Here is a 21,373-nt window from a genome sequence, read left to right as displayed (position 1 = left end):
GCGGACAGGTCCGGCCGAAATCGTGCATTCATTCTTGCAAGGAGGCTCTATTTTTGCAATACTCGTTGCAAACATGAGGTTTCTCCGATGCCGCACGCAGACACCCCCGCCGCCCCCAGCCTGAACCAGCGCATCTCGGGCTACGGCAAGAAGCTCACGAAGAGCGAACAACGCCTCATCGAGGAGTTGCAGGCGCACCACCCGCAGGGGCTGCTCGAATCTGCAACGAGCCTTGCAAGGAAAGTGGGCACCAGCGCATCGACCGTGGTGCGGCTGCTCGCCAAGCTGGGCTACACGAGCTACGCGCAGGCGCAGATGGAAGCACGCGCCGAAGTCACCGCCCTGCTCGCCTCGCCCGCCACGCGCGCCGACGCGGTCATCGGCGACGACACCTCCGTGCGCAGCTGCCTGGACAACGCGCTGCTGCACGACCAGCACAACCTGGCCGCCACCTTCGCGGCGCTCGACGTGGGCGCGTTCGAGGCCGCGGTGAAGCTGCTCACGCAGCGCAAGGTGCGCGTGCATGTGCTCGGGCAGCGGCATGGCGTGCCACTGGCCAGCCACCTGGCGCTGCACCTGAACCTGTGCCTGCCCGACGTGCGGCTGCTGGGTGGCGCGGGCCCGCTGCCGCTCGAAGACCAGCTGCTGCGCATCGACGAACAAGACCTGCTGCTCACGCCCACCTTTCGCCGCCATTCGCTCACCATCGCGCGCACGGCGGCGTACTTTCGCGCGCGGGGCGCGAAGGTCGTCATGGTCACCGACAGCCCCACGGCGCCCGCCGCGACCTCGGCCGATCATTTGCTGCTGGTGCGCACCTCCAGCGCGTCGCCGTTCGATTCGTACACGGCGGCGCTGTCGGTCTGCAATGCGTTGATCACCGCGGTGGCGCAACGGCGCAAGAAAGAGCTGGCCGTTGCGTTCGAACGCGGCGCGCCGCTGTGGGAGCCGCAGTGGAACGACGCGGCGCCCCGCGCCGCCTGAGCGTCAGGCCGCCGGGGTTTCGAGCTTCAACAGCCGCACCGCGTTGTCCTTGAGGATGCCGGGCATCACCTCGGGCTTGAAGCCGGCCGCTTCGAAGTCGCGCATCCAGCGGTCGGGCGTGATCAGCGGGTAGTCGCTGCCGAACAGGATGCGGTCTTTCAGCAGCGTGTTGGCGTACTGCACCAGCTGCTTCGGAAAGTACTTGGGGCTCCAGCCCGACAGGTCGATCCACACGTTCGGCTTGTGCGTGGCCACGCTCAGTGCCTCGTCCTGCCAGGGAAAGCTGGGGTGCGCCATGACGATCTGCATGTCGGGGAAGTCGATGGCCACGTCGTCCAGGTGCATCGGGTTGCTGTACTCCAGCCGCAGGCCGCCGCCGCAGCGCATGCCCGAGCCGATGCCGCTGTGGCCGGTGTGGAAGATGGCCGGCAGCGTGTATTCGGCAATCACCTCGTAGATCGGCCAGGCCATGCGGTCGTAGGGATGAAAGCCCTGCACGGTCGGGTGGAACTTGAAGCCCTTCACGCCGTGCTCCTCGATGAGCCGCCGCGCCTCGCGCGCGCCCATCTTTCCCTTGTGCGGATCGATGCTGCCGAAGGCAATCATGATGTCGCTGTTCTGCGCCGCGGCCTCGGCGATCTCTTCGTTCGGGATGCGCCGGCGGCCCATGTTCGATTCCGCGTCGACCATGAACATCACCAGCCCGATCTTTCTTTCACGGTAGTACGCCACGCTCTCGGCGATGGTGGGGCGCCCGCTCGAGCCGAAGTACTTGTCGGCGGCGCGGTCGTATTCCTCGCCGTAGTTGTCGAAAGGGTTCCAGCAGCTCACTTCGGCGTGGGTGTGGATGTCGATCGCAATCAGGTTCCGTGGGTCCATGTCGTTGTCTCCGGTTCGGGTAAATCCCTAGGATTCGGGAGGCTCCAATGCCTTGAATTGATTATTTCTCATAACCATAATCCAACGCAACCCCGGACACCCTCATGACCCATCCAGACCTCCACCTCGACATCCGCGACGACGTCGCCATCGTTCGCCTCACGCGCGGCGCCAAACGCAACGCGCTGTCCGACGGCCTGATCCTCGCGCTGCGCAACACCTTCGAGACGCTGCCCGCCACCGTGCGCGCGGCCGTGCTCGACGGCGAGGGCCCGCATTTCTGCGCCGGCCTCGACCTGAGCGAGCTCAAGGAGCGCGACGCCGGCCAGGGCATGCAGCACTCGCGCCTGTGGCACAGCGCGCTCGACCTGATCCAGCACGGCCCGGTGCCGGTGGTGGCGGCGCTGCACGGCGCGGTGGTGGGCGGCGGGCTCGAACTGGCGACCGCCTGCCACATCCGCGTGGCCGACCGCTCGACCTTCTACGCGCTGCCCGAAGGCTCGCGCGGCATCTTCGTGGGCGGTGGTGGCTCGGTGCGCATCCCCAAGCTGATCGGCGTGGCCCGCATGACCGACATGATGATGACGGGCCGCGTCTACAACGCCGAAGACGGCGAGCGCGCCAACTTCGCGCAGTACCTGGTTGACGAAGGCACCGCCTTCGACAAGGCCTTCGAGCTCGCCAAGCGCATCGCCACCAACGCGCCGCTCACCAACTACGCGCTGATGCACGCCCTGCCGCGCATCGCCGAGCAATCGGCCGACCACGGCTTCTTCACCGAGGCGCTGATGTCGGGCATCGTCCAGGCCGCGCCCGAGGCCAAGGAACGCGTGCGCGATTTCCTCGAAGGCCGCGGCGCGAAGGTGAGCAAGGGATGACCGCCGTCCGCTACCGCCCGCTGGCCTTCGGCGTGACGCGCGCGCTGCTGCGCGACGGCGCGCCGGGCACGCGCTACCTCACGGCCGAGACGCCGCTGCAGGCCTACCGCGAACGCATGACCGACCGGCTCGCGCACTGGGCGCAGGTCGCGCCCGAACGCACCTTCATCGCGCGCCGCGAACGGCTGGCCGACGGCCGCACCGGCGACTGGCTGCGCGTGAGCTATGCGCAGGCGCTGGAAGAAGCGCGCGGTATCGGACAAGCCCTGCTCGATCGCGGCCTGAACGCCGAGCGCCCGGTTGCGATCCTCAGCGAGAACGGCATCGAGCACGCGCTGCTTGCGCTGGGCTGCCTCTACGCCGGCGTGCCCTACTGCCCGGTGTCGCCGCCCTACTCGATCGTGAGCCAGGACTTCGACAAGCTGCGCCACGTGTTCGACACGCTCACGCCCGGCCTGGTGTTCGCTTCTGACGCCGCACGCTTCGCCCGCGCCATCGAAGCCACCGTGCCCGCCGGCACCGAGGTCGTGCTCGCCGAAGGCACGCTCGCGGGCCGCGCCACCACGCGCTTCGACGTGCTCGCTTCCACGCCGGCCACGCCCGCCATCGATGCGGCGATGCAGGCCACCGGCCCTGACACCATCACCAAGTTCCTCTTCACCTCGGGCTCGACCAAGATGCCCAAGGCGGTGATCAACACGCACCGCATGTGGTGCGCCAACCAGCAGCAGCTGCGCCAGTCGATTCCCGCTTTGGGCGACGAGCCGCCGGTGCTGGTCGACTGGCTGCCCTGGAACCACACCTTCGGCGGCAACCACAACGTGGGCATCGTGCTGGACAACGGCGGCACGCTGTACATCGACGACGGCAAGCCCACGCCCGCCGGCATGGCCGAGACGCTGCGCAACCTGCGCGAGATCGCGCCCACCATCTACTTCAACGTGCCCACCGGCTTCGAGGCGATCGCGAACGCGATGGAAACCGACGGCGTGCTGCGCCGCAACCTGCTGTCGCGCGTGAAGATGTTCTTTTACTCGGGTGCCGCACTCGCGCAGCCCGTGTGGGACAGCCTGCACCGCACGCAGGAAGCGGAAGTCGGCGAGCGCATCGTCATGGGCACCGGCCTGGGCATGACCGAGTCGGGCCCCTTCGCGCTGTACGTGACCGGCCCCGATGTGAAGTCGGGCGACGTGGGCCTGCCCGCGCCCGGCATCGAGCTCAAGCTGATCGAGGTCGACGGCAAGACCGAGGTGCGCTACCGCGGCCCCAACATCACGCCCGGCTACTGGCGCGCGCCCGAGGCCACGGCGGAGGCCTTCGACGAGGAAGGCTTCTTCTCGACCGGCGATGCGGTGAAGTGGATCGCCGACGACGACATCCACCGCGGCCTGCGCTTCGACGGCCGCATCGCCGAAGACTTCAAGCTCGCCACCGGCACCTTCGTGAGCGTGGGCCCGCTGCGCGCAAAGATCATCGCGGCCGGCTCGCCCTATGTGCAGGACGCGGTGCTCACGGGCATCAACCTGAAGGAAGTCGGCGCGCTGATCTTCCCGACGCAGAAGGTGCGCCAGCTCGCCGGGCTGAGCGCCGACGCGACGATGCAGCAGGTGCTCGAAAGCGCGCCCGTGCAGGCGCACTTCCAGCAGGTGGCCAACGACCTGGCCGCCATGGGCACCGGCAGCGCCAACCGCATCGCGCGGCTGCATCTGATGGCCGAGCCGCCGTCGATCGACAAGGGCGAAGTGACCGACAAGGGCTCCATCAACCAGCGCGCCGTGCTCAAGCACCGCGCCGCGCTGGCCGATGCGCTGCACGCCGACACGCTGCCTTTCACGCTCAAGCCCCGCTAACCCCAGTCAGGAGACACACCCATGAAGATCGAAGGACAAGCCGCACTCGTCACCGGCGGGGCCTCGGGCCTCGGTGAGGCCACCGCGCGCGAACTCGCGCGCCTGGGCGCCAAGGTCGCCGTGCTCGACCGCAATGCCGCGTTGGCGGAGAAGGTGGCCGCGGAGATCGGCGGCGTCGCCTGCGTCTGCGACATCACCGACACCGACAGCGTGAACGCCGCGCTCGACAAGGCAGCCGCCGCACACGGCCCTGCGCGCATCTTGATGAACGTCGCCGGCATCGGAAGCGCCAAGCGCATCGTCGGCAAGGACGGCAACCCCGCGCCCCTCGAAGACTTCGTGCGCGTGGTCAACATCAACCTGATCGGTGGCTACAACATGGCGCGCCTGTTCGCCGCGCGCTGCGCGAAGCTCGACGCGCTCGACAACGGCGAGAAGGGCGTGATGCTCTTCACCGCTTCCGTCGCAGCCTTCGACGGGCAGGTCGGGCAGCAGGCCTACAGCGCGTCGAAGGGCGGCCTGGTCGGCATGACCCTGCCGATGGCGCGCGACCTCGCGCAGCACGCCATCCGCGTGTGCACCGTGGCGCCCGGCCTCTTTGCCACGCCGCTGCTGCTGGAGCTGCCCGAGGCCGTGCAGCACTCATTGGCCGCGTCGATCCCGTTCCCGCCGCGCCTGGGCAAGCCGTCGGAATTTGCCGAGCTGGCCTGCCACATCGTGACGAACGGCCATCTCAACGGCGAAGTGATTCGCCTCGACGGCGCCTTGCGCATGGCGCCGCGCTGATTCCCGTCCGCACCTAAAAACCAGGAGACAAGACCATGACCACTCGACGCCAACTCATGACGGCGCTCGGCGGCACCGCCGCGCTCGCCGCATTGCATCCCCTTGCCGCACTCGCCCAGGCGGTGCAGCAGCAGGTGAAGATCTATTACGGCTTCCCGGCCGGCAGCGCGGGCGACAGCGTGGCCCGCCGCGTGGCCGACAAGCTGGGCAACACGCCCTTCACCGCCACCAACCCGGTGGTCGAGAACAAGCCCGGCGCGGGCGGGCGCATCGCGCTCGACACGCTCAAGACCTCGCCGGCCGACGGCTCGGTGCTGTGTCTCGCGCAGGCTTCGGCGCTGTCGACCTATCCGCACATCTACACCAAGCTCAGCTACGGCATCGCCGACTTCGCGCCCATCTCGATCGGCGCCGTGATGACGCACGGCCTGGCCGTCGGCCCGATGGTGCCGGCCAGCGTGAAGACGCTCAAGGACTACATCACCTGGGCCAAGGCCAACCCTGGCCAGGCCAGCTACGGCTCGCCGGGTGCGGGCTCCACGCCGCACTTCCTGGGCGCGCTGCTGGGCCTGAGCACCGGCGCCGATCTGCGCCACGTGCCCTACCGCGGTTCACTGCCCGGCATCAACGACGTGGTGGGCGGCCAGATCGCCTCCTGCCTCACACCCGCCGGCGACTGCCTGCCGTTCGCCAAGGCCGGCAAGCTGCGCGTGCTCGCCACCTCGGGTGCGCAGCGCCCCGCCTACCTGCCCGACGTGCCCACCTTCACCGAGCAGGGCTTCCCCGAGATCGTGGCCGACGAGTGGTTCGGTTTCTTCGCACCGGCCAAGACGCCGGCCGCGACCATCGCTGTCGCGAGCACCGCGATCCAGGCCGCGCTGAAGGACAAGGCCGTGGCCGACGGCCTGCTGTCGGTCGGTCTCATCGCGCATGGCTCTTCGCCCGAGGAGATGAAGAAGTCGCTGCAGTCCGAATACGAGCGCTGGGGTCCGCTGGTCAAGAAGATCGGCTTCACTGCCGAGTCCTGAGACCGATGCACTACCAGCCCCGCCCCGAAGACGTCCGCTTTCTTTTGAACGCGGTGCTCGATGCGCCCACGCGCCTGCGTGCACTCGCGCCCTTTTCGGAGGTCGACGAGGCGCTGCAGTCACAGGTGCTCGAAGAAGCCGCGCGCTTCGTCGGCGAGGTGATCGCGCCGATCAATCGCGAGGGCGATGAAGTCGGCTGTCGTTTCGACAACGGCGAAGTCGTCACGCCACCGGGCTTTCGCGCGGCCTACCAGGCCTTCGTGGATGGCGGCTGGCCTGCGCTATCGGCCGCACCCGAAGACGGCGGCCAGGGCCTGCCGGCGGTGCTCGAAGCCGTCCTTTACGAATGGCTCAGCGCCGCGAACCACGGCTTCACCATGGCGCCGGGGCTGCTGCACGGCGCCTACGCCTGCCTCAAGCACCACGGCAGCGACGAATTGAAAGGTCGCTATCTGCAGAAGATCGCGACCGGCGAATGGCTCGCGACCATGTGCCTCACCGAAGCCCACGCCGGCAGCGACCTCGGCCAAGTGCGCACGCGCGCCACGGCGCAGGCCGACGGCAGCGTGCGCGTGAACGGCAGCAAGATCTTCATTTCGGGCGGTGAGCACGACCTCACGCCGAACATCGTGCACCTCCTGCTGTGCCGTTTGCCTGACGCACCGGCTGGGCCCAAGGGCCTGTCGCTGGCGCTCGTGCCCAAGGTGCTGCCCGACGGCGCACGCAACGCGGTGCACTGCGAGCGCATCGAGGAAAAGATGGGCCTGCACGGCAGCCCGACCTGCACGATGCGCTTCGACGACGCCACCGGTTGGCTGGTCGGCGAGCCCGGGCGCGGGCTGGCCGCGATGTTCGTGATGATGAACGCGGCGCGCCTGCATGTCGCGCTGCAAGGCATCGGCCTGCTCGACGCCGCGTGGCAGAAGGCCGACGCCTACGCCGCCGAGCGCCGCCAGATGCGCGCGCCCGGCGCCATGCCCGCGAGCCGCGGCAGCGAAGTGGCCGACCTGATCGCCGAGCACCCGGCCGTGCGCCGCATCCTCGACACGCAGCGCGCCTGGATCGACGGCGCGCGCACGCTGGCCTACCGCAGCGCGCTGATGCTCGACATCGCCACGCACGACGCCGACCCCAAGGCGCACGAACGCGCGCAGCGCTGGTGCTCGCTCGTCACGCCGGTGCTCAAGGCCGCCTGCACGCACCAGGCTTTCCACGGCGCGAGCGAATGCCTGCAGGTGTTCGGCGGCCACGGCTACGTGCGCGAATGGGGCGTGGAGCAAGTGGTGCGCGACGCGCGCGTGACCATGATCTACGAAGGCACCAATGAGATCCAGGCCATCGACCTGCTGGTGCGCAAGGTGCTGCCCGACGGCGGCGCGGCCCTGTCGGCCGTGCTGCTCGAATTGCGCGACACGCTCGATGCCTCGCGCGAGGCTGATGCCGATGTGCAGCGCCGGCTGGCGCAGCTGCGTTACCTCGGCACCACGGTGGCGATGGCGGCGCATGCCAACCCCGTGCTGCCGTACGAGGTGGCCGACGACTTCCTGCGCGTGGTGATGCTCACGCTGATGGCGTGGGCCTGGGCCCGCATCGAAGTGGCCGCGCCAGCTGATGCGGATCGCGTTCGCGCCGCGGCGGCCTTCCGGCGCTGGGTGCTGCCCGAATTCGAGATGCGGCTGGGCATCGTGAAACGGGCTTGTGAGGGTGTCGCACTGGCGCATTCCGCACAAGAGGCGTCACGCTAGTTGTCCGAGAAAGCAACGCGCGGTTACGCTCGCCGCATGCCTCCTTCTCCCGCGAAAAAAACGTCCGCCAGGACCGACACTGCCGCCGCGCCGCCCCCCCGGTCGGATCGGCTCGACGCCCGCGTGCTCGAAGGACTGGTCGGCTACAACGCCCGCCGCGCCTGGCTGATCGTGAGCACCGTGTTCGCCGACCGCATGGCGCCCTACGGCCTCAAGCAGATCGACTTCTCGGTGCTCTCGCTGCTGGCGCACAACCCCGGCGCCACCTCGCGGCAGCTGTGCAACACGCTGGACATCCTGCCGCCCAACCTCGTGAGCCTGGTGGCCGCGCTGGACAGCCGCGGCCTCATCGAGCGCCGGCCGCATCCGCACGACGGCCGCGCCGTCGGCCTGCACCTCACGCCGACCGGCGAGACGCTCATTCGCGAGGCCGAGCAGGCCGTGGTGCAGCTCGAGACCGAAGCCAGCAGCCGCCTCAGCGCGCGCGAGCGTGAGACGCTGATCAAGCTGCTGCAGAAGATCTATCTCTGAGCTTTGAACGCGGCGATTACAGGCCGCGTTCCACCATGTCGATGAGGCGCTGTCCGAGCGCATGCGTGGCCGCCGCGTCGACCCCGCGCAGCGGGCCGTCGATGATGAGCAGCGCCAGCCCGTGCACCGCCGACCAGGCGAGGTACTCGGCGCCCGGACGCCGCTCCGGGTCGAGCAGGCCCGCGTCCACGAGCCGATCGACGGCCGCGCCCAGCAGCTCGAACGGGTTCATGCCGCTGGCGCCCGCGCCGTCGGGACCGACGTCGCCCTGCGCGTCTTCCGACACCACGAAGGCCGTGCGAAACAGCCCCGGCTGCGCCTGCGCAAAGCGCAGGTAGGCGGTGCCGATGGCGCGCACCTGGGCGCGTGCGAAGTCGGCGGGCGGCTGGTCGCAGGGCAGCACGGCGAGTTCGCCTTCCATCGCCTTGGCCGCCTCCGACAACGCCGCGGCGCGCACCGCCAGCAGCAGGTCGTGTCGGCTCGCGAAGTGGCGGTAGGCCGCATTCGGCACCACGCCCACGCGGCGCGTGGCCTCGCGCAGCACCACGGCACTGGGGCCGCCGTCCCGCGCCAGTTCGATGCCGGCATCCAGCAGCGCGCGGCGCAAGTCGCCGTGGCGGTAGGTGCTGCGCGCGGGCGGCAGGCTTTCGGGAACGTTGTTGAGCTTCATCGCGACTCCATGTGGACACTGTCCATTATCTCTGCTATTCTTTGTGGACGGTGTACACAAAGTAATTCCATTGTTTTCGCGCAGACCCGTTGTGCCCGTAACCCACCCAAAAGGAAACGCCATGAAAGTCCAGTCTTACCTGTCCTTCGAAGGTCGTTGCGACGAAGCGATTGCCTTCTACAAAAAGGCGCTCGGCGCCGAAGTCGTGCAGCTGATGCGCTACAGCGAGGCGCCGGCCGGCGACCCCGAGGGCAACGCCGAAGCCGGTTGCGCCGGCGGCATGCCCAGCCCTGACAAAGTGATGCATTCGGTCTTGCGCGTCGGCCAAACCGAACTCATGCTGTCCGACGGCAGCTGCTCGGGCGACGCGGAGTTCAAGGGAATCATGTTGTCGCTGTCGGCCGGCAACGACGCCGACGTCCGCAAGTGGTTCGACGCGCTGGCCGACGGTGGTCAGGTGATCCAGCCGCTGACGCCGACCTTCTTCACGACCAGCTTCGGCATGCTCAGCGACCGCTTCGGCGTGGGCTGGCTGCTGGTGGCAGACCCGGCCGTCGCGTGACGTGCGCGCCTGCTTTTTTTGTTGACTCACCCTCTCACATCCAAGGAACTCTCATGTCCCCCATCAACGCTTACCTCACGTTCGACGGCAACGCCGCCGAGGCCATGCGCTTCTACGAGAAGACGCTGCGCGGCACGATGCAGATGATGATGACCGTCGGCGAAGCGCCCGGCACCGAGCAGATGCCGGCCGACGCCAAGAAGCGGATCATGCATGCGTCGCTGGCCTACGGCGAGGGCCTGCTCATGGCCTCCGACAGCATGCCCGGCCAGTCCTATGAAGGCATGAAGGGCTTCGGCGTGGCGCTCACGCTCGACACCGTGGCCGAGGCGCGGCGCATCTTCGACGCCTTCGCCGACGGCGGCTCGGTCGGCATGCCCTTCGAGAAGACCTTCTGGGTCGAAGGCTTCGGCATGGTGACCGACCGCTTCGGCACGCCCTGGCTCATCAACGGCGGCAAGGCGCTGGTCTGAGCGGAGCCGCCCCTCTGTCCTTTTTTCTTCTTCGCAGGAAGCACCTTCCATGACCGAACCTCTCGACAACCGAAAGCGCTGGCTCGCCCTGATGGTGCTGTGCCTGGGCGTGCTGATGATCGTGCTCGACACCACGATCGTGAACGTGGCGCTGCCTTCGATCCGCACCGACCTCGGCTTCTCAGAGACGTCATTGGTCTGGGTGGTGAACGCCTACATGCTGACCTTCGGCGGCTTCCTGCTGCTGGGCGGTCGGCTGGGCGACCTGTACGGCCACCGCCGCGTGTTCCTCGCGGGCCTGGTGCTGTTCACGCTGGCCTCGCTGGCCTGCGGGATCTCGACCTCGCAGGGCCTGCTGGTGGCGGCGCGCGCGGTGCAGGGCCTGGGCGGCGCGGTGGTGTCGGCCGTGGCGCTCTCGCTGATCATGAATCTCTTCACCGAGCCGGCCGACCGCGCCAAGGCGATGGGCGTGTACGGCTTCGTGTGCGCAGGCGGCGGCAGCATCGGCGTGCTGCTGGGCGGCCTGCTCACGAGCACGCTGAGCTGGCACTGGATCTTCCTGGTCAACCTGCCGATCGGCGTCGCGGTGTACGCGCTGTGCGTGGCGCTGCTGCCGAACGCACGCGGCCATGCGCACGGCGAAAAGCTCGACGTGGCCGGTGCCATCACCGTCACCGCGTCGCTGATGCTCGCGGTGTACGGCGTGGTCAACGGCAATGAAGCGGGCTGGAGCTCCACGCAGACGATCGCGCTGCTCGGTGCGGCCGTGGTGCTGCTGGCCGCCTTCATCGCCATCGAGGCACGCGTGAAGCATCCGCTGATGCCGCTGAGCCTCTTCAAGCTGCGCAGCGTGTCGGTGGCCAACGTGGTGGGCGTGCTGTGGGCCGCGGCCATGTTCGCGTGGTTCTTCATCTCGGCGCTGTACATGCAGCTGGTGCTGCAGTACACGCCGATGCAGATCGGGCTGGCCTTCCTGCCGGCCAACGTGATCATGGCGGTGTTCTCGCTCGGCCTGTCGGCCAAGATCGTGATGCGCTTCGGCATCCGCAAGCCACTGGCGGCGGGCCTGTGGCTCGCGGCCATCGGGCTGGCGCTGTTCGCACGCGCACCGGTCAACGGCAGCTTCGTGCTCGACGTGCTGCCCGGCATGGTGCTGCTCGGTCTGGGCGCGGGCATGGCCTTCAACCCGGTGCTGCTGGCGGCCATGAGCGAGGTCGACCCAAGCGACTCGGGCCTGGCCTCGGGCGTGGTCAACACAGCCTTCATGATGGGCGGCGCCCTGGGCCTGGCCGTGCTGGCCAGCGCCGCGGCGGCACGCACCACCGCCATGGCCACCGCGGGCGCGGCGATGCCGCTGGCGCTCAACGGTGGCTACAACCTGGCATTCCTTGTCGGCGCCGTGTTCGCGGCGGCGGCGGGTCTGATCGGGGTCTTGCTGCTTCGCCCGGCCGCGCCGGGACACACCCAGAACAACAACGAAGCAGCGTCGGCCTCGGGCGCGGCGGGCAAGACGGCGTCGTCGTGACGACGGCGCCATGCAGCCCCCGCTTTTTCTTTTTCAACGTTTCTATCCCTTGTTCAGGAGATCACTCATGGCTCGCTATGTAGACGGATTCATCGTTGCCATTCCCACCAAGAACGTCGAGGCCTACCGCAAGCTGGCACGCAAGGCCGGCAAGGTCTGGATGGAGTACGGCGCGCTCGAGTACGTGGAGTGCATCGCCGACGACGTGAAGCCCGGCAAGCTCACGTCGTTCCCTCAAAGCGTGAAGCTCAAGGCCGACGAGACCGTGGCCTTCTCGTGGATCACCTACAAGTCGCGCAAGCAACGTGACACGATCAACAAGAAGGTCATGGCCGACCCGCGCCTGGAGGCCATGATGGACATGAAGAACCTGCCGTTCGACGGCAAACGGATGATCTTCGGCGGCTTCAAATCGATCGTGGAACTTTGATGCTTTCTCAGGCCAGGAAGCCGTCGTAGACGAGCTTGAGGCCCGTGAGCAGCATGCCCAGATAGACGAAGCGATAGAACCACGTCGCATCGATGCGGCGTGCAATGCGGATGCCGATCCACACGCCCAGCGGTGCGATCGGCATCAGCACGAGCGAGGTGGCCATCGTGCGAAAGTCGAGCAGGCCGAGCCACGCGTAGGGAATCCACTTGCTGAGATTCACCACGAAGAAGAAGTAGGCCATCGTCGCCGTGAACACCACCGGCTTGAGCTTCAACGGGATCACGTAGGCATTGATCGGCGGCCCGCCCGCATGCGCGATGAAGCTGGTGAAGCCCGACACCGCCGTGAGCACCGCACCCACCGCGCGCGACGGCAGCGGGTCGTTGGGCTTGGGCGGGAACGCCAGTCGCTGCGCCAGAAACACCAGCGTGAACACACCCACGATGCCCGCCACCGTGTGGGCCGACAGCACGCGAAACAGCAGCGTGCCGATCACCGTGCCGACCAGCCCGAACGGAATCAGAAACTTCAGCAGCGAGCGGTCGAAGTCGCGCCGGAACGCGGCCAGGCCGAGCAGGTCCATGAGCAGCAACAGCGGCATCAGGATGGCCGCCGCCTGCGGCACGGTGACGGCCAGCGCCATCATCGGCACGGCCAGCGACCCGAAACCGGCGCCGAAGCCGCTCTTGCTGATGCCGAGCAGCAGCACGGCGGGAACGGCGACCGCGTAGAACGACGGGTCGGTGATGAGGGGAAAAACCATGGGAAAGTGCGAGCGCAGAAAAAAGCCCGCCAGGGGCAGGCGGGCCGTGCGGGAGCGTAGCAGGAAGCCCTGATTCCTGCCGGCGGGCTGCCGGGAACCAGACGCCCGCCGATGGCTGTTGCGGGCCGGGCGCGAAGTCGAAGCCAACGCACACATGCAAAGGCGCAATGGCGCACAGCGCACACCCGGCGCCCGACGCGCCACACCTGTGAAAAAGCCGGCGCGAGTCGTGTGCTTCCCATGCGGAAATGCACCGACTTCCAGCCCTCTCCCACGCAGAATTGATCGGATGCGGCCGACCGCTGCATCGCCGCCAAGGCGATGCGACACCGCGGAACGGCCGTCACAGGGGGAGAAGAAAAAACATGACGATCTTCAGCGCGAACGCGTTCGCAGCGCAGCTGCGCGCGGGCACGACCCAGCATCACCGGCTTCTGGTGCTGCACACACCACTGGGTGCGAACAAACTGCTGGCTGAACGCCTCGAAGGCATCGAGCGCATCGACAGCGGTGGCTTTCGCTTCGAACTCACCGCGCTGAGCGACGACGCCCACATCGAACTCAAGACCCTCATCGGCCAGGGCGTGCGCCTGGACCTGCAGACCGCGCAAAGCCGCACCGAACTGCGCCCCTTCCACGGCCATGTGAGCGAGGCCGAGTGCGTGTCGAGCAACGGCGGCATGGCGCGCTACCGGCTCGTCATCGAACCGTGGATGGCCTTCCTGAGGTATCGGCAGGACAGTTGCCTGTTCCAGCACCAGAGCGTGTTCGACATCGTCGATGCCGTGTTCGGGCGCTACCAGAGCCAGGGCCAGCTCGTGCCGCAGTGGCGCTGGGAGATCGCGCAGCGCGACATCTACCCTGTGCGCGGCATCACCACCCAGTACCAGGAGAGCGACTTCGACTTCGTCGCGCGCCTGCTGGCCGAAGAAGGCCTGTACTACTGGTTCGAACACGCCACCGGCAAAGACGGCGCCCTGGGCAACCACACGCTCGTCATCGCCGACCACGCCGGCGCCTTCCGTGCCAACCCGCAAGCCACCATCCGCTTCCACCGCGCCGATGCCAGCGAGCGCGAAGACACCATCCAGCAGTGGCGCGGCCACCGTCAGCTGCAGACCAACAGCCTCGCGCAGCACAGCTGGGACTACAAGAGCGTGAGCGCGCGCCCCGTGCAACAGCAAAGCCGCGCCGCGGGCCAGCGCACCTTGCACTGGAGCGACGACCCCGGCGCCTACGGCTGGGAGACCAGTGCACAAGGTGAGCGCCTGCTGGCCAACGCGCTGCAGGCACTGGAGCTGCGCAACAAGCGCTTCGAAGGCCGCAGCGCCGTGCGCACCCTGGCACCCGCCACCACCTTCACCCTGAGCGGCCACGAGCAGCACGACAAGGACAGCGAGCAGGACCGCCGCTTCGCCGTGCTCGCCGTGCGCCACATCGCACGCAACAACTTCGACGAAGACCTGAAGACCGGCATCGGCGAGCGACTGGGCCTGCCCGACATCGCCACCGAGCTCGATGCAAAGGTCGACAGCGGCAACGCCGATGCAAAAGCAGACGCCGTCACCCACTACCGCAACGAATTCACCACCGTGCGCGCGGCCATCCCTTATCGGCCGCTGAGCCTGGACGGCCATGGCCAGCGCATCCACCCCAAGCCCAGCGTGCACGGCAGCCAGAGCGCCATCGTCATCGGCGTGGGTGGCACCGATGCCCCGGTCCACACCGACCGCGACCACCGCATCAAAGTGCAATTCCACTGGCAGCGCGGCAGTGCGTCCAGCGCACGCCAGTCGCGCACCGACGGCCAGGACAACGCCCCCGCCGCCGACCGCCTCGGCGCCTGGGTGCGCGTGGCCGCCAGCGCCGCCGGCGACAACTGGGGCCAGATGAGCCTGCCACGCGTGGGCCAGGAAGTGCTGGTGGAGTTCCATCACGGCGACATCGACCGCCCCGTCGTCGTCGCCGCGCTGTACAACGGCGCCGGCCAGGTCGACGCCCAGCACAACCAGAAGTCAGCAGGCGCCGCCCAGTCCACCGGCAACGCGCCCGCGTGGTTCGCCGGCGAAGGCAAGGGCGCCAAGGAGCATGCGCACAACGCCGTCTTCAGCGGCATCAAGACCCAGGAGCTCAGCGCCAGCCAGAGCGGCGACGGGGGGCTACAACCAGCTCGTCTTCGACGACACCCCGGGCCAGGGCAGCACCAGCCTGGCCACCACGCAAGCCAGCAGCCGCCTGCACCTGGGCCACCACAAGCAGCAGGACGACAACGCACGCGGCAAGGGTCGCGGTCACGGCGCCGAGCTGGCCACCACCGCGCAAGGCGCCATCCGTGCAGGCGCGGGGCTGCTCGTGAGCGCCTATGCGCAGCCGAACGCCAAGGGCGCGTTCATGGCGAGTCGCGAAGCGCAGCAGCAGACGAAGCAGGCCGAAGAACTTGCCACGTCGCTCGCGCAGAGTGCGCAGACGCAGAAGGCGCAGATCAAGGGTGAAGGTGCTCCTGGTGATCTGCCGGCCATCGCTGCGCTGAAGCACGTGGCTGAAGTGCTGGAGGCGAAGCAGGAAGGCGGCGCTGCCGGATCGAACAACGGATCAAGCGGCAGCGACATCAAGGCCACAGAAGGCGGCCACGGCAGCGTCACTGCGTACAGCGAGCCGCACCTGCAGTTCAGCGCGCCGATGGGCATCGGCTTTGTCACGCCCAAGGAAGTGATCGCCGTGAGCGGCCAGCACACCGCCATCGTCGCGAGCCAGGACATCGACCTTCCCGCGCAAGGGCAGATCGCGGTAAGCGTGGCCAAGGGGGTGAGCCTGTACACCGTCGGTGCAAAGGCCGGAGAAGGCAGCGAGCCGAACCAGGAGCGCGGCATCGCACTGCATGCGGCCAGCGGCAAGGTGAGCCTGCAGAGCCAGACGGGCGCCACAAAGATCGCGGCGGACAAGAAGGTGACGATCGCCAGCACGACGAAGGACGTGGCCGTGGAAGCACCGAAGCACGTGCTGCTGACCAGCGCGGGGGCGTACATCAAGATGGAAGGCTCGAGCATCAAGATCCATGCGCCGGGGAAGGTGACGTTCAGGGGGATGCATACCTTTGTGGGGCCGCAAGGGGACACCAGTAGCAACAGCGTGGGTCAAGGTGAGTTCCAAGGGTGCCCCTTCAAGCTCGCGAGTGCCGGTGCAGCTGGCGTCAGTGCGATATGACGGTGCAGCCGTTGTCTGGCGCCGCAACACTGGCGCAATTGCAAGCAGTATTCGACAGCGCGACGTCTCTCTACGTGCTGGTCGATCCGATGCAGGGAGAGCCCATCCTGGTATCTACGGATGTCTCTGCTGACCGCGCTGCGCAACAAGTGGCACGCGAAACAGCGTGGGATCGTCAAGTCACGGCCGTGCCCCTCGATCCACGCGTGCCATTGGCACACTCGCAGCACCCTTACCTCGTGACACTGCAAGGTGCAGGCGACGAGTGGCTCGCCGATACGTTGGACATGGCCTGGGCCGAGCGGGATGCCTCGCAAGCCGATGGACTTGCCTCCGACGGCACCGGCATCCACCGAATCAGTTGGCTGCAAACGAGTCTGTTTGCCGAAGACCTTGCCGAGGTGCTGGCGTCGATGCTGCGCGTGAACACGTCGGCCTGGACTGACGCGCGCTACATGCGGCTTGCGGATCGCCGTGTCATTGATTGGTTGCGGCATGTGGTGGGAGATGCGCGTGTCGCAGCGCAGTTTGGCCGCCTCCGGCGCTGGGTCTACCTGGATGCACGCGGACGAATCGAGCAGCTGACGCATTCGCAAGACGAGATCGAACCGCTGCGTCTGACGGCCGAGGAATGGGCGCTCTTCATGCAAGGCGAGCGGATGCATGTGACTGCAGCGCGTTGGCTCGGCGAAATCGCGCGATCGAACGATCACGCTCTGTGGGAGCGTGTGCGGCAAGACGACCATATCTACGCACGGGTCACCGCATCCCTCGATCGTGCCGAGCTGGCGGCGCAGCGGTGGCCTGCGCGCTTTGTCCAAGCCCGCGACCGAAGTGCGTGGGCTGCACTCGATCTTTTGCACCCCGGGCTTGAACGCGATGCCCGCGTTCAAGCCGCTCTGCAGGCGCAGCCTGGCGAAGAGAGCGGACCCGCCGAAACCTTGCACACCCTGAGCGGCACCTTGCGCGCTTTGATGTTGAAGGGCATCCCCTCATGAGCACAACCTCCCCTGCTGGCTGCGACACCTGCAACAGAAGCGGCCTGTCGCTGCTCTTGCTGCGGCCCAGCCCGGTTGCGAAGAAGGGCCCGCTGGTGCCAGTAGGCGCGGCAGCCGTCAAAACCGATGATGCCTTGATCAAGGGCGTTGTTCCTGGCACGGCTTTGACGCAGAGCCGCTATGCATTGCGCTTGCTGCGTGCCGGCTTTGTGCACGTCTACGTCGAGCATCCGCCCGTCGGCGTGACGAACTGGTTGATCTACCGGGTCACCGACAACGCCGACCTCGTCGCGCAAGGCCATCCGGTCTTTGCGCAGATGCCGCAGCCCGAGCCTTGCGGCCGCAAGGAGCACAACGCGGCCGGCATGCACCTGCTGCATATCCCGCAAGCGCACCAGATCGATGCCGTATGGATTGCCTACAGCGCCAATCTGTGGAACGACAAGCTGCAAAAGGCCAATGCCGCCAATCCCCGGGTGATGCAGAAGGTCAGCCTTGCCGGTGGCTCGCCGAACACCTTCAAGCCGACGGCGGCGGCGCTCCAGGAAAAGGTTCTTGAATGCGCGTTGATGAACCTGCACATCAACAAGAGCCTGGAGCAGGACTTCAAGTTCAACACCCTGGCGCCGATCGTGCAAGGCGTGGCAGACAACCTGGTGAAGGCCGCGGGGTGTCATCCAAAGACCAAGGGAAAAGAACTGGCCGTCGTGTTGCGCGATCCTGTGGGGCTGGCGGTCGAGTTGAATGCGATGAGACGGCGGCGCCAGGGGGTGAGCGAGGCGTATCTGGCGCTGCCCGAGAACCGCCAACCCATGGAGGTCAGCAAGGCCATCGAGTTGTTCAAGGGCAACCTCATCGCCGATCTGGACGAGCGGTCCATGGAGGCCGTGTCGCCTGTCATGAGCCGGGGCGCCTACGAAGACATCATGCGTGTGAAGCCCAACCCCAGGGGCTGGCCCGAGGGCATGGAATGGGAGCCCCTCGAAGACCGGGACGAGCTTCTCAAGCATGGCCCCGGCAAGGGACGGGTGACGTTTCCAGACCAGCCCGAGAGGGCCAAGGCCTGGGCCCGGAAGCAGACAGAGGTCACCTGGCCCAAGATGGAGAAGTACTACGACGAAGGGCAGCGCCTCAAGTGGAAGACTGAATTCGCCCGGCGCATGGAAGACTTGCACCTCAAGGAAATCAAGAGTTTCGAGGCGGATTGGGGCACGGCTCTCACGGATGGCGTGCTTGCGTACTTTGCGATGCATTTCGACGAGAAAGACAAGAACGACGTGCTCGAGGTCGGGCGCCGGGGTTGCTGCTCGGGCGAGGTGTATTGCCGAGAAGCATGGCTGGCCTACTCGCCGCCACCGCAAACCAATGCGTGCGACGGCCTGTTCGAAGCGCAGCTCGATGCCGACATCACGCAAGACAGCGCCGTGATGCTGCGCGCCGTGATGGCCAACCAGTCCGACCTGTGGGAGCTGCTCGCGGCCGACTCGGGCGATGGCAACGGCAAGCGCGACAAGGTCTACGACTTCATCAAGGGGTTGCTCAATGAAGTGAAAGACGTCGTCAGTCCGAAGCGGGTGGCATGGTTGACCAATGTCACGCTGGGCTTCTCGGCCGGGATCGTGAGCGCCATCGCGGCAGCGGCCACGCAAAGCGCGACGACGGCCATGCAGAACGCCAACGGAAAGCCCCTTGACGCCAAGGTGCTGGCGCGGCTGTCGACCGCGCAGAGCACGGCGCTCATTCACCGTGCCAGCGAAGAGGCGTTGGCTGCATCGCTGGCGGGCCGCAAGCCGAATGCGCCCGTGTTCTTCATCGCCTACTTCGACGTCGACACCGCGCAGCAGATCATGAAGGGCCGGGGCCAGCCCATCAACAAGAAAACCCGCCGCGAGTGGGCCAAGAAGGGCCGGGTGGCCATCGGCGTGTTCAGCGACGCCGACACCGTGGCCAAGCTCAACGTCAAGCCCGAACTGGCCACACGCGAACTCGCGATCAAGGCCGAGCAGGTGCATCTGCAGGCGCAGGCGCCGGCATTCAAGAAGTCTCTGAACGCGGGAGCCATCGCCGGCAGCGTGATGGTGATGCCCGTGGACAAGTTCCGGGATCTCTACGAAGCCCACCGCGCGCAGGCGAAGCGCGCGCCTTCGCTGGTGATGGGTGCGGTAGGCCGGGGTGTGCTGTCGGTGGACGGGCGCTTGGCCGTGGGCAGCATGATTGCCCAGGGGCTGGGCCTCGTGCATGGGCTGGCCGGCTACAGCCAGACCAAGCAAACGGGCACCGCGCGCGAGATATTGGAGGCGCAGCTTGGGCTGGCCGACGCCGCGGCCGGCTTCCTGGGGGGATCGCTCGAGCTTGCGGGCGTGGTGTGGGAGACGCGGTTGATGATGACCGTGGGGGAAGCAGGGGCCAAGGCCAGCCCGCTGCTGTCGTTCGCGCGCGGCTTGGCCTACGGTGCAGGTGCCGCGGGCAACGTGATCAACGCCTTGATCGCGTTCGAGGCGGCGGCGGCGCAAAAGGAGAAGGGGAATCTTGAGTTGGCGTACTGGATGAATCAGGGGGGCATATTCTTTGCACTAGGCGGATTTCCTCTCGGACTGTTGGCCCTTCACTCCGTCGCCGAAGCCGCCGTCAAGCGCGGCCTGATCTGGGGTGCCGGCGAAGCGATGGTGGCGCGCGCCGGCGCGCAATTGGCCGGCCGTCTGGTCTTCGTTTCCTTGCCCGGCTGGGGCTGGTTGCTGACCGGTGTCGCCGTCGGTCACACAATCTACGTGGTTATGGCCACCCCGACCCCGCTCCAGCAATGGCTCAAGGGCTGCTACTTCGGCAAGCCCGAGGCGGGCGTGGCCACGCGCGACAGTTGGGCCAAGGAAGAGGAAGCCCTCAAGGAGATGCAGAAAAAAATGAGGACCGAAGCCGAGATCGAGGCCGAGAAGCACAAGCAGAGGCAGAAGCAGATCAACGACTGGCTGACGGAGACCACACGTGCGTAAGAAGAAAGAAAAATCGCAACCCGTCGATGTCGAGGCTGCGATCCTGGTCGACATTGCAGCCCGGCAAGCCGCGAAGGACGAGGCGGCGGTAGCGCCGCTGAGCGGTGTGCAACGGCGGTTCAACCGAAAGGAACCTGCCAGCAGCAAGCCTTCGGCGCTGGGCGACGTGTATGCCGTGTACCCCGATGCGATTCAACTGATGGAACCTTCTGGCTCGGCACAGTTAAGGGGGGCGGGGTTGATGACGTTCTTGTTCATGAGTGGGATGGGTATTTGGGTGTTGACGAAAATACTTGAGGTCGCCCAAACTGAAATTGCTCGTGGGCGATTTGGCCTCTATGACGTGCTGGTCGATGGCTTCTTCCTTTGGTTTCTTTTCTTCGTTGTCCGCCACTGGATGGCCGCTGCTTGGCGCTTGGACATGTTCTCCGCCGACAACCAGCCCACTATCTTCGACCGCAAGCACCGCAAGGTATACCGGCTGTTCACGCCTCCGGATGGCTCGGCCGACAAGTGGTCGCAAAAGTTCAAGCCCATCCACCTGCAGATGACGACCCATGACTGGGACGACATCCGCGCGGAATACCGCGCCGAGCTGGTGACCAGCGGCAAGACCGTCAGCCGCATTCACCGACTCGTGATGATCGTTCGCGGCAAGGGCAAAGATGCCGACAAGACTGTCGAAGAATTCAACATCGGCAACAGCATGGCCATGGGCCCAAACACCGTGCCCATGCTGTGGGAGCACATCCGCCGGTTCATGGAAGAAAAGGGCCCTGGCGTGCCCGAAGGAGAACCCTTGCAGAACTTCGAGCGCCCGAAGAACCTGTGGCAAAGCATGGGCGTGGTCAGCCCCTTCGGGCCGAAGTTCGGCTGGTGGTGGGAGGCCAGTCCGTTCCTGACCAGTGTGATTCTGTTGGCCTTCCCGCTTTCCTTTCCCTTCGCCATGGCCTGGTCGGTCTGCAACTGGATCAGTCACATGACCATGCGCAAGACGATCTGGCCGGATGAGGTGCATCGACGCATCGGGCAGGCGACGCGCAGTGCGGATGCATAGCGCTGTCAACTCGATAG

General features: G+C 66.9%; 18 protein-coding genes and 1 pseudogene. 16 read left to right on the top strand and 3 right to left on the bottom strand.

The window, feature by feature from the left end; translation table 11 throughout:
* Positions 1-87 precede the first annotated feature (87 nt).
* Positions 88-984: a MurR/RpiR family transcriptional regulator gene (locus tag GFK26_RS12040; protein ID WP_153282172.1), complete on the top strand. Its 897-nt coding sequence runs from the start codon at positions 88-90 to the stop codon at positions 982-984.
* 3 nt (positions 985-987) lie between these two features.
* Here the strand turns inward: GFK26_RS12040 and GFK26_RS12035 are convergent, their stop codons facing one another.
* Positions 988-1,863, bottom strand: coding sequence for an amidohydrolase family protein (locus GFK26_RS12035; RefSeq protein ID WP_153282171.1), 876 nt, complete (start codon positions 1,861-1,863; stop codon positions 988-990).
* A gap of 104 nt (positions 1,864-1,967) precedes the next feature.
* Between GFK26_RS12035 and GFK26_RS12030 the strand changes: the two genes are divergently transcribed.
* From GFK26_RS12030 to GFK26_RS12005, 6 genes are read left to right on the top strand one after another with little or no spacing between them, the layout of a single operon-like run.
* Positions 1,968-2,741 (top strand): crotonase/enoyl-CoA hydratase family protein, encoded by a 774-nt coding sequence (locus tag GFK26_RS12030; protein WP_099792730.1) that lies wholly within the window; start codon positions 1,968-1,970, stop codon positions 2,739-2,741.
* Positions 2,738-4,591 carry a feruloyl-CoA synthase gene (locus GFK26_RS12025; protein ID WP_153282170.1) on the top strand — a complete coding sequence of 618 codons (1,854 nt, stop codon included), beginning with the start codon at positions 2,738-2,740 and terminating at the stop codon, positions 4,589-4,591. The genes GFK26_RS12030 and GFK26_RS12025 overlap by 4 nt, the downstream gene beginning before the upstream one ends.
* Before the next feature lie 21 nt (positions 4,592-4,612).
* Entirely contained in the window at positions 4,613-5,377 is a 765-nt protein-coding gene (locus GFK26_RS12020) for an SDR family NAD(P)-dependent oxidoreductase (RefSeq protein WP_153282169.1), read from the top strand.
* Between the two features lie 35 nt (positions 5,378-5,412).
* Complete coding sequence (locus GFK26_RS12015; RefSeq protein ID WP_153282168.1) at positions 5,413-6,405, top strand: Bug family tripartite tricarboxylate transporter substrate binding protein; 993 nt, start codon at positions 5,413-5,415, stop codon at positions 6,403-6,405.
* Between the two features lie 5 nt (positions 6,406-6,410).
* Positions 6,411-8,150, top strand: coding sequence for an acyl-CoA dehydrogenase family protein (locus tag GFK26_RS12010; protein WP_153282167.1), 1,740 nt, complete (start codon positions 6,411-6,413; stop codon positions 8,148-8,150).
* Between the two features lie 36 nt (positions 8,151-8,186).
* Positions 8,187-8,681 (top strand): MarR family winged helix-turn-helix transcriptional regulator, encoded by a 495-nt coding sequence (locus GFK26_RS12005; RefSeq protein WP_153282166.1) that lies wholly within the window; start codon positions 8,187-8,189, stop codon positions 8,679-8,681.
* 16 nt (positions 8,682-8,697) lie between these two features.
* Here the strand turns inward: GFK26_RS12005 and GFK26_RS12000 are convergent, their stop codons facing one another.
* The gene (locus GFK26_RS12000) at positions 8,698-9,351 is read right to left on the bottom strand and encodes a TetR/AcrR family transcriptional regulator (protein WP_153282165.1); all 654 of its coding nucleotides are present in this window, start codon (positions 9,349-9,351) and stop codon (positions 8,698-8,700) included.
* Between the two features lie 121 nt (positions 9,352-9,472).
* Here GFK26_RS12000 and GFK26_RS11995 point away from each other — a divergent pair, with 121 nt between their 5' ends.
* The 4 genes from GFK26_RS11995 to GFK26_RS11980 all read left to right on the top strand — a co-directional run bounded on the left by GFK26_RS11995 (position 9,473) and on the right by GFK26_RS11980 (position 12,341).
* Complete coding sequence (locus GFK26_RS11995; RefSeq protein WP_153282164.1) at positions 9,473-9,913, top strand: VOC family protein; 441 nt, start codon at positions 9,473-9,475, stop codon at positions 9,911-9,913.
* Positions 9,914-9,966: 53 nt separating this feature from the next.
* Positions 9,967-10,386, top strand: coding sequence for a VOC family protein (locus GFK26_RS11990; RefSeq protein ID WP_153282163.1), 420 nt, complete (start codon positions 9,967-9,969; stop codon positions 10,384-10,386).
* A gap of 49 nt (positions 10,387-10,435) precedes the next feature.
* Positions 10,436-11,911, top strand: coding sequence for a DHA2 family efflux MFS transporter permease subunit (locus tag GFK26_RS11985; protein WP_153282162.1), 1,476 nt, complete (start codon positions 10,436-10,438; stop codon positions 11,909-11,911).
* A gap of 67 nt (positions 11,912-11,978) precedes the next feature.
* Complete coding sequence (locus tag GFK26_RS11980) at positions 11,979-12,341, top strand: DUF1428 domain-containing protein (protein WP_153282161.1); 363 nt, start codon at positions 11,979-11,981, stop codon at positions 12,339-12,341.
* 7 nt (positions 12,342-12,348) lie between these two features.
* On the opposite strand, the gene GFK26_RS11975 is transcribed toward GFK26_RS11980, so the two are convergent.
* Complete coding sequence (locus GFK26_RS11975; protein ID WP_153282160.1) at positions 12,349-13,107, bottom strand: sulfite exporter TauE/SafE family protein; 759 nt, start codon at positions 13,105-13,107, stop codon at positions 12,349-12,351.
* Between the two features lie 248 nt (positions 13,108-13,355).
* Here GFK26_RS11975 and GFK26_RS34560 point away from each other — a divergent pair.
* The 5 genes and pseudogenes from GFK26_RS34560 to GFK26_RS11955 all read left to right on the top strand — a co-directional run.
* Positions 13,356-15,041 (top strand): annotated as a pseudogene (locus tag GFK26_RS34560) (type VI secretion system Vgr family protein); the annotation flags it as partial.
* Between the two features lie 154 nt (positions 15,042-15,195).
* On the top strand, positions 15,196-16,311 hold the full coding sequence (locus GFK26_RS34555) for a type VI secretion system Vgr family protein (protein WP_322745837.1): 1,116 nt from the start codon (positions 15,196-15,198) through the stop codon (positions 16,309-16,311).
* Positions 16,308-17,309, top strand: coding sequence for a hypothetical protein (locus GFK26_RS11965; RefSeq protein ID WP_153282159.1), 1,002 nt, complete (start codon positions 16,308-16,310; stop codon positions 17,307-17,309). The genes GFK26_RS34555 and GFK26_RS11965 overlap by 4 nt, the downstream gene beginning before the upstream one ends.
* On the top strand, positions 17,306-20,299 hold the full coding sequence (locus tag GFK26_RS11960) for a T6SS effector BTH_I2691 family protein (protein ID WP_153282158.1): 2,994 nt from the start codon (positions 17,306-17,308) through the stop codon (positions 20,297-20,299). The genes GFK26_RS11965 and GFK26_RS11960 overlap by 4 nt, the downstream gene beginning before the upstream one ends.
* The gene (locus GFK26_RS11955) at positions 20,292-21,356 is read left to right on the top strand and encodes a DUF6708 domain-containing protein (protein WP_153282157.1); all 1,065 of its coding nucleotides are present in this window, start codon (positions 20,292-20,294) and stop codon (positions 21,354-21,356) included. Before GFK26_RS11960 ends, GFK26_RS11955 begins: the two co-directional genes overlap by 8 nt.
* The last annotated feature ends 17 nt before the right edge of the window (positions 21,357-21,373 follow it).

The sequence above is a fragment of the Variovorax paradoxus genome, from assembly GCF_009498455.1.
In the GTDB taxonomy this organism is placed as follows: domain Bacteria; phylum Pseudomonadota; class Gammaproteobacteria; order Burkholderiales; family Burkholderiaceae_C; genus Variovorax; species Variovorax paradoxus_H.
The sequence above is the reverse complement of the archived record's forward strand: the minus strand, read 5'-3'. Positions and strand labels throughout refer to the sequence as shown.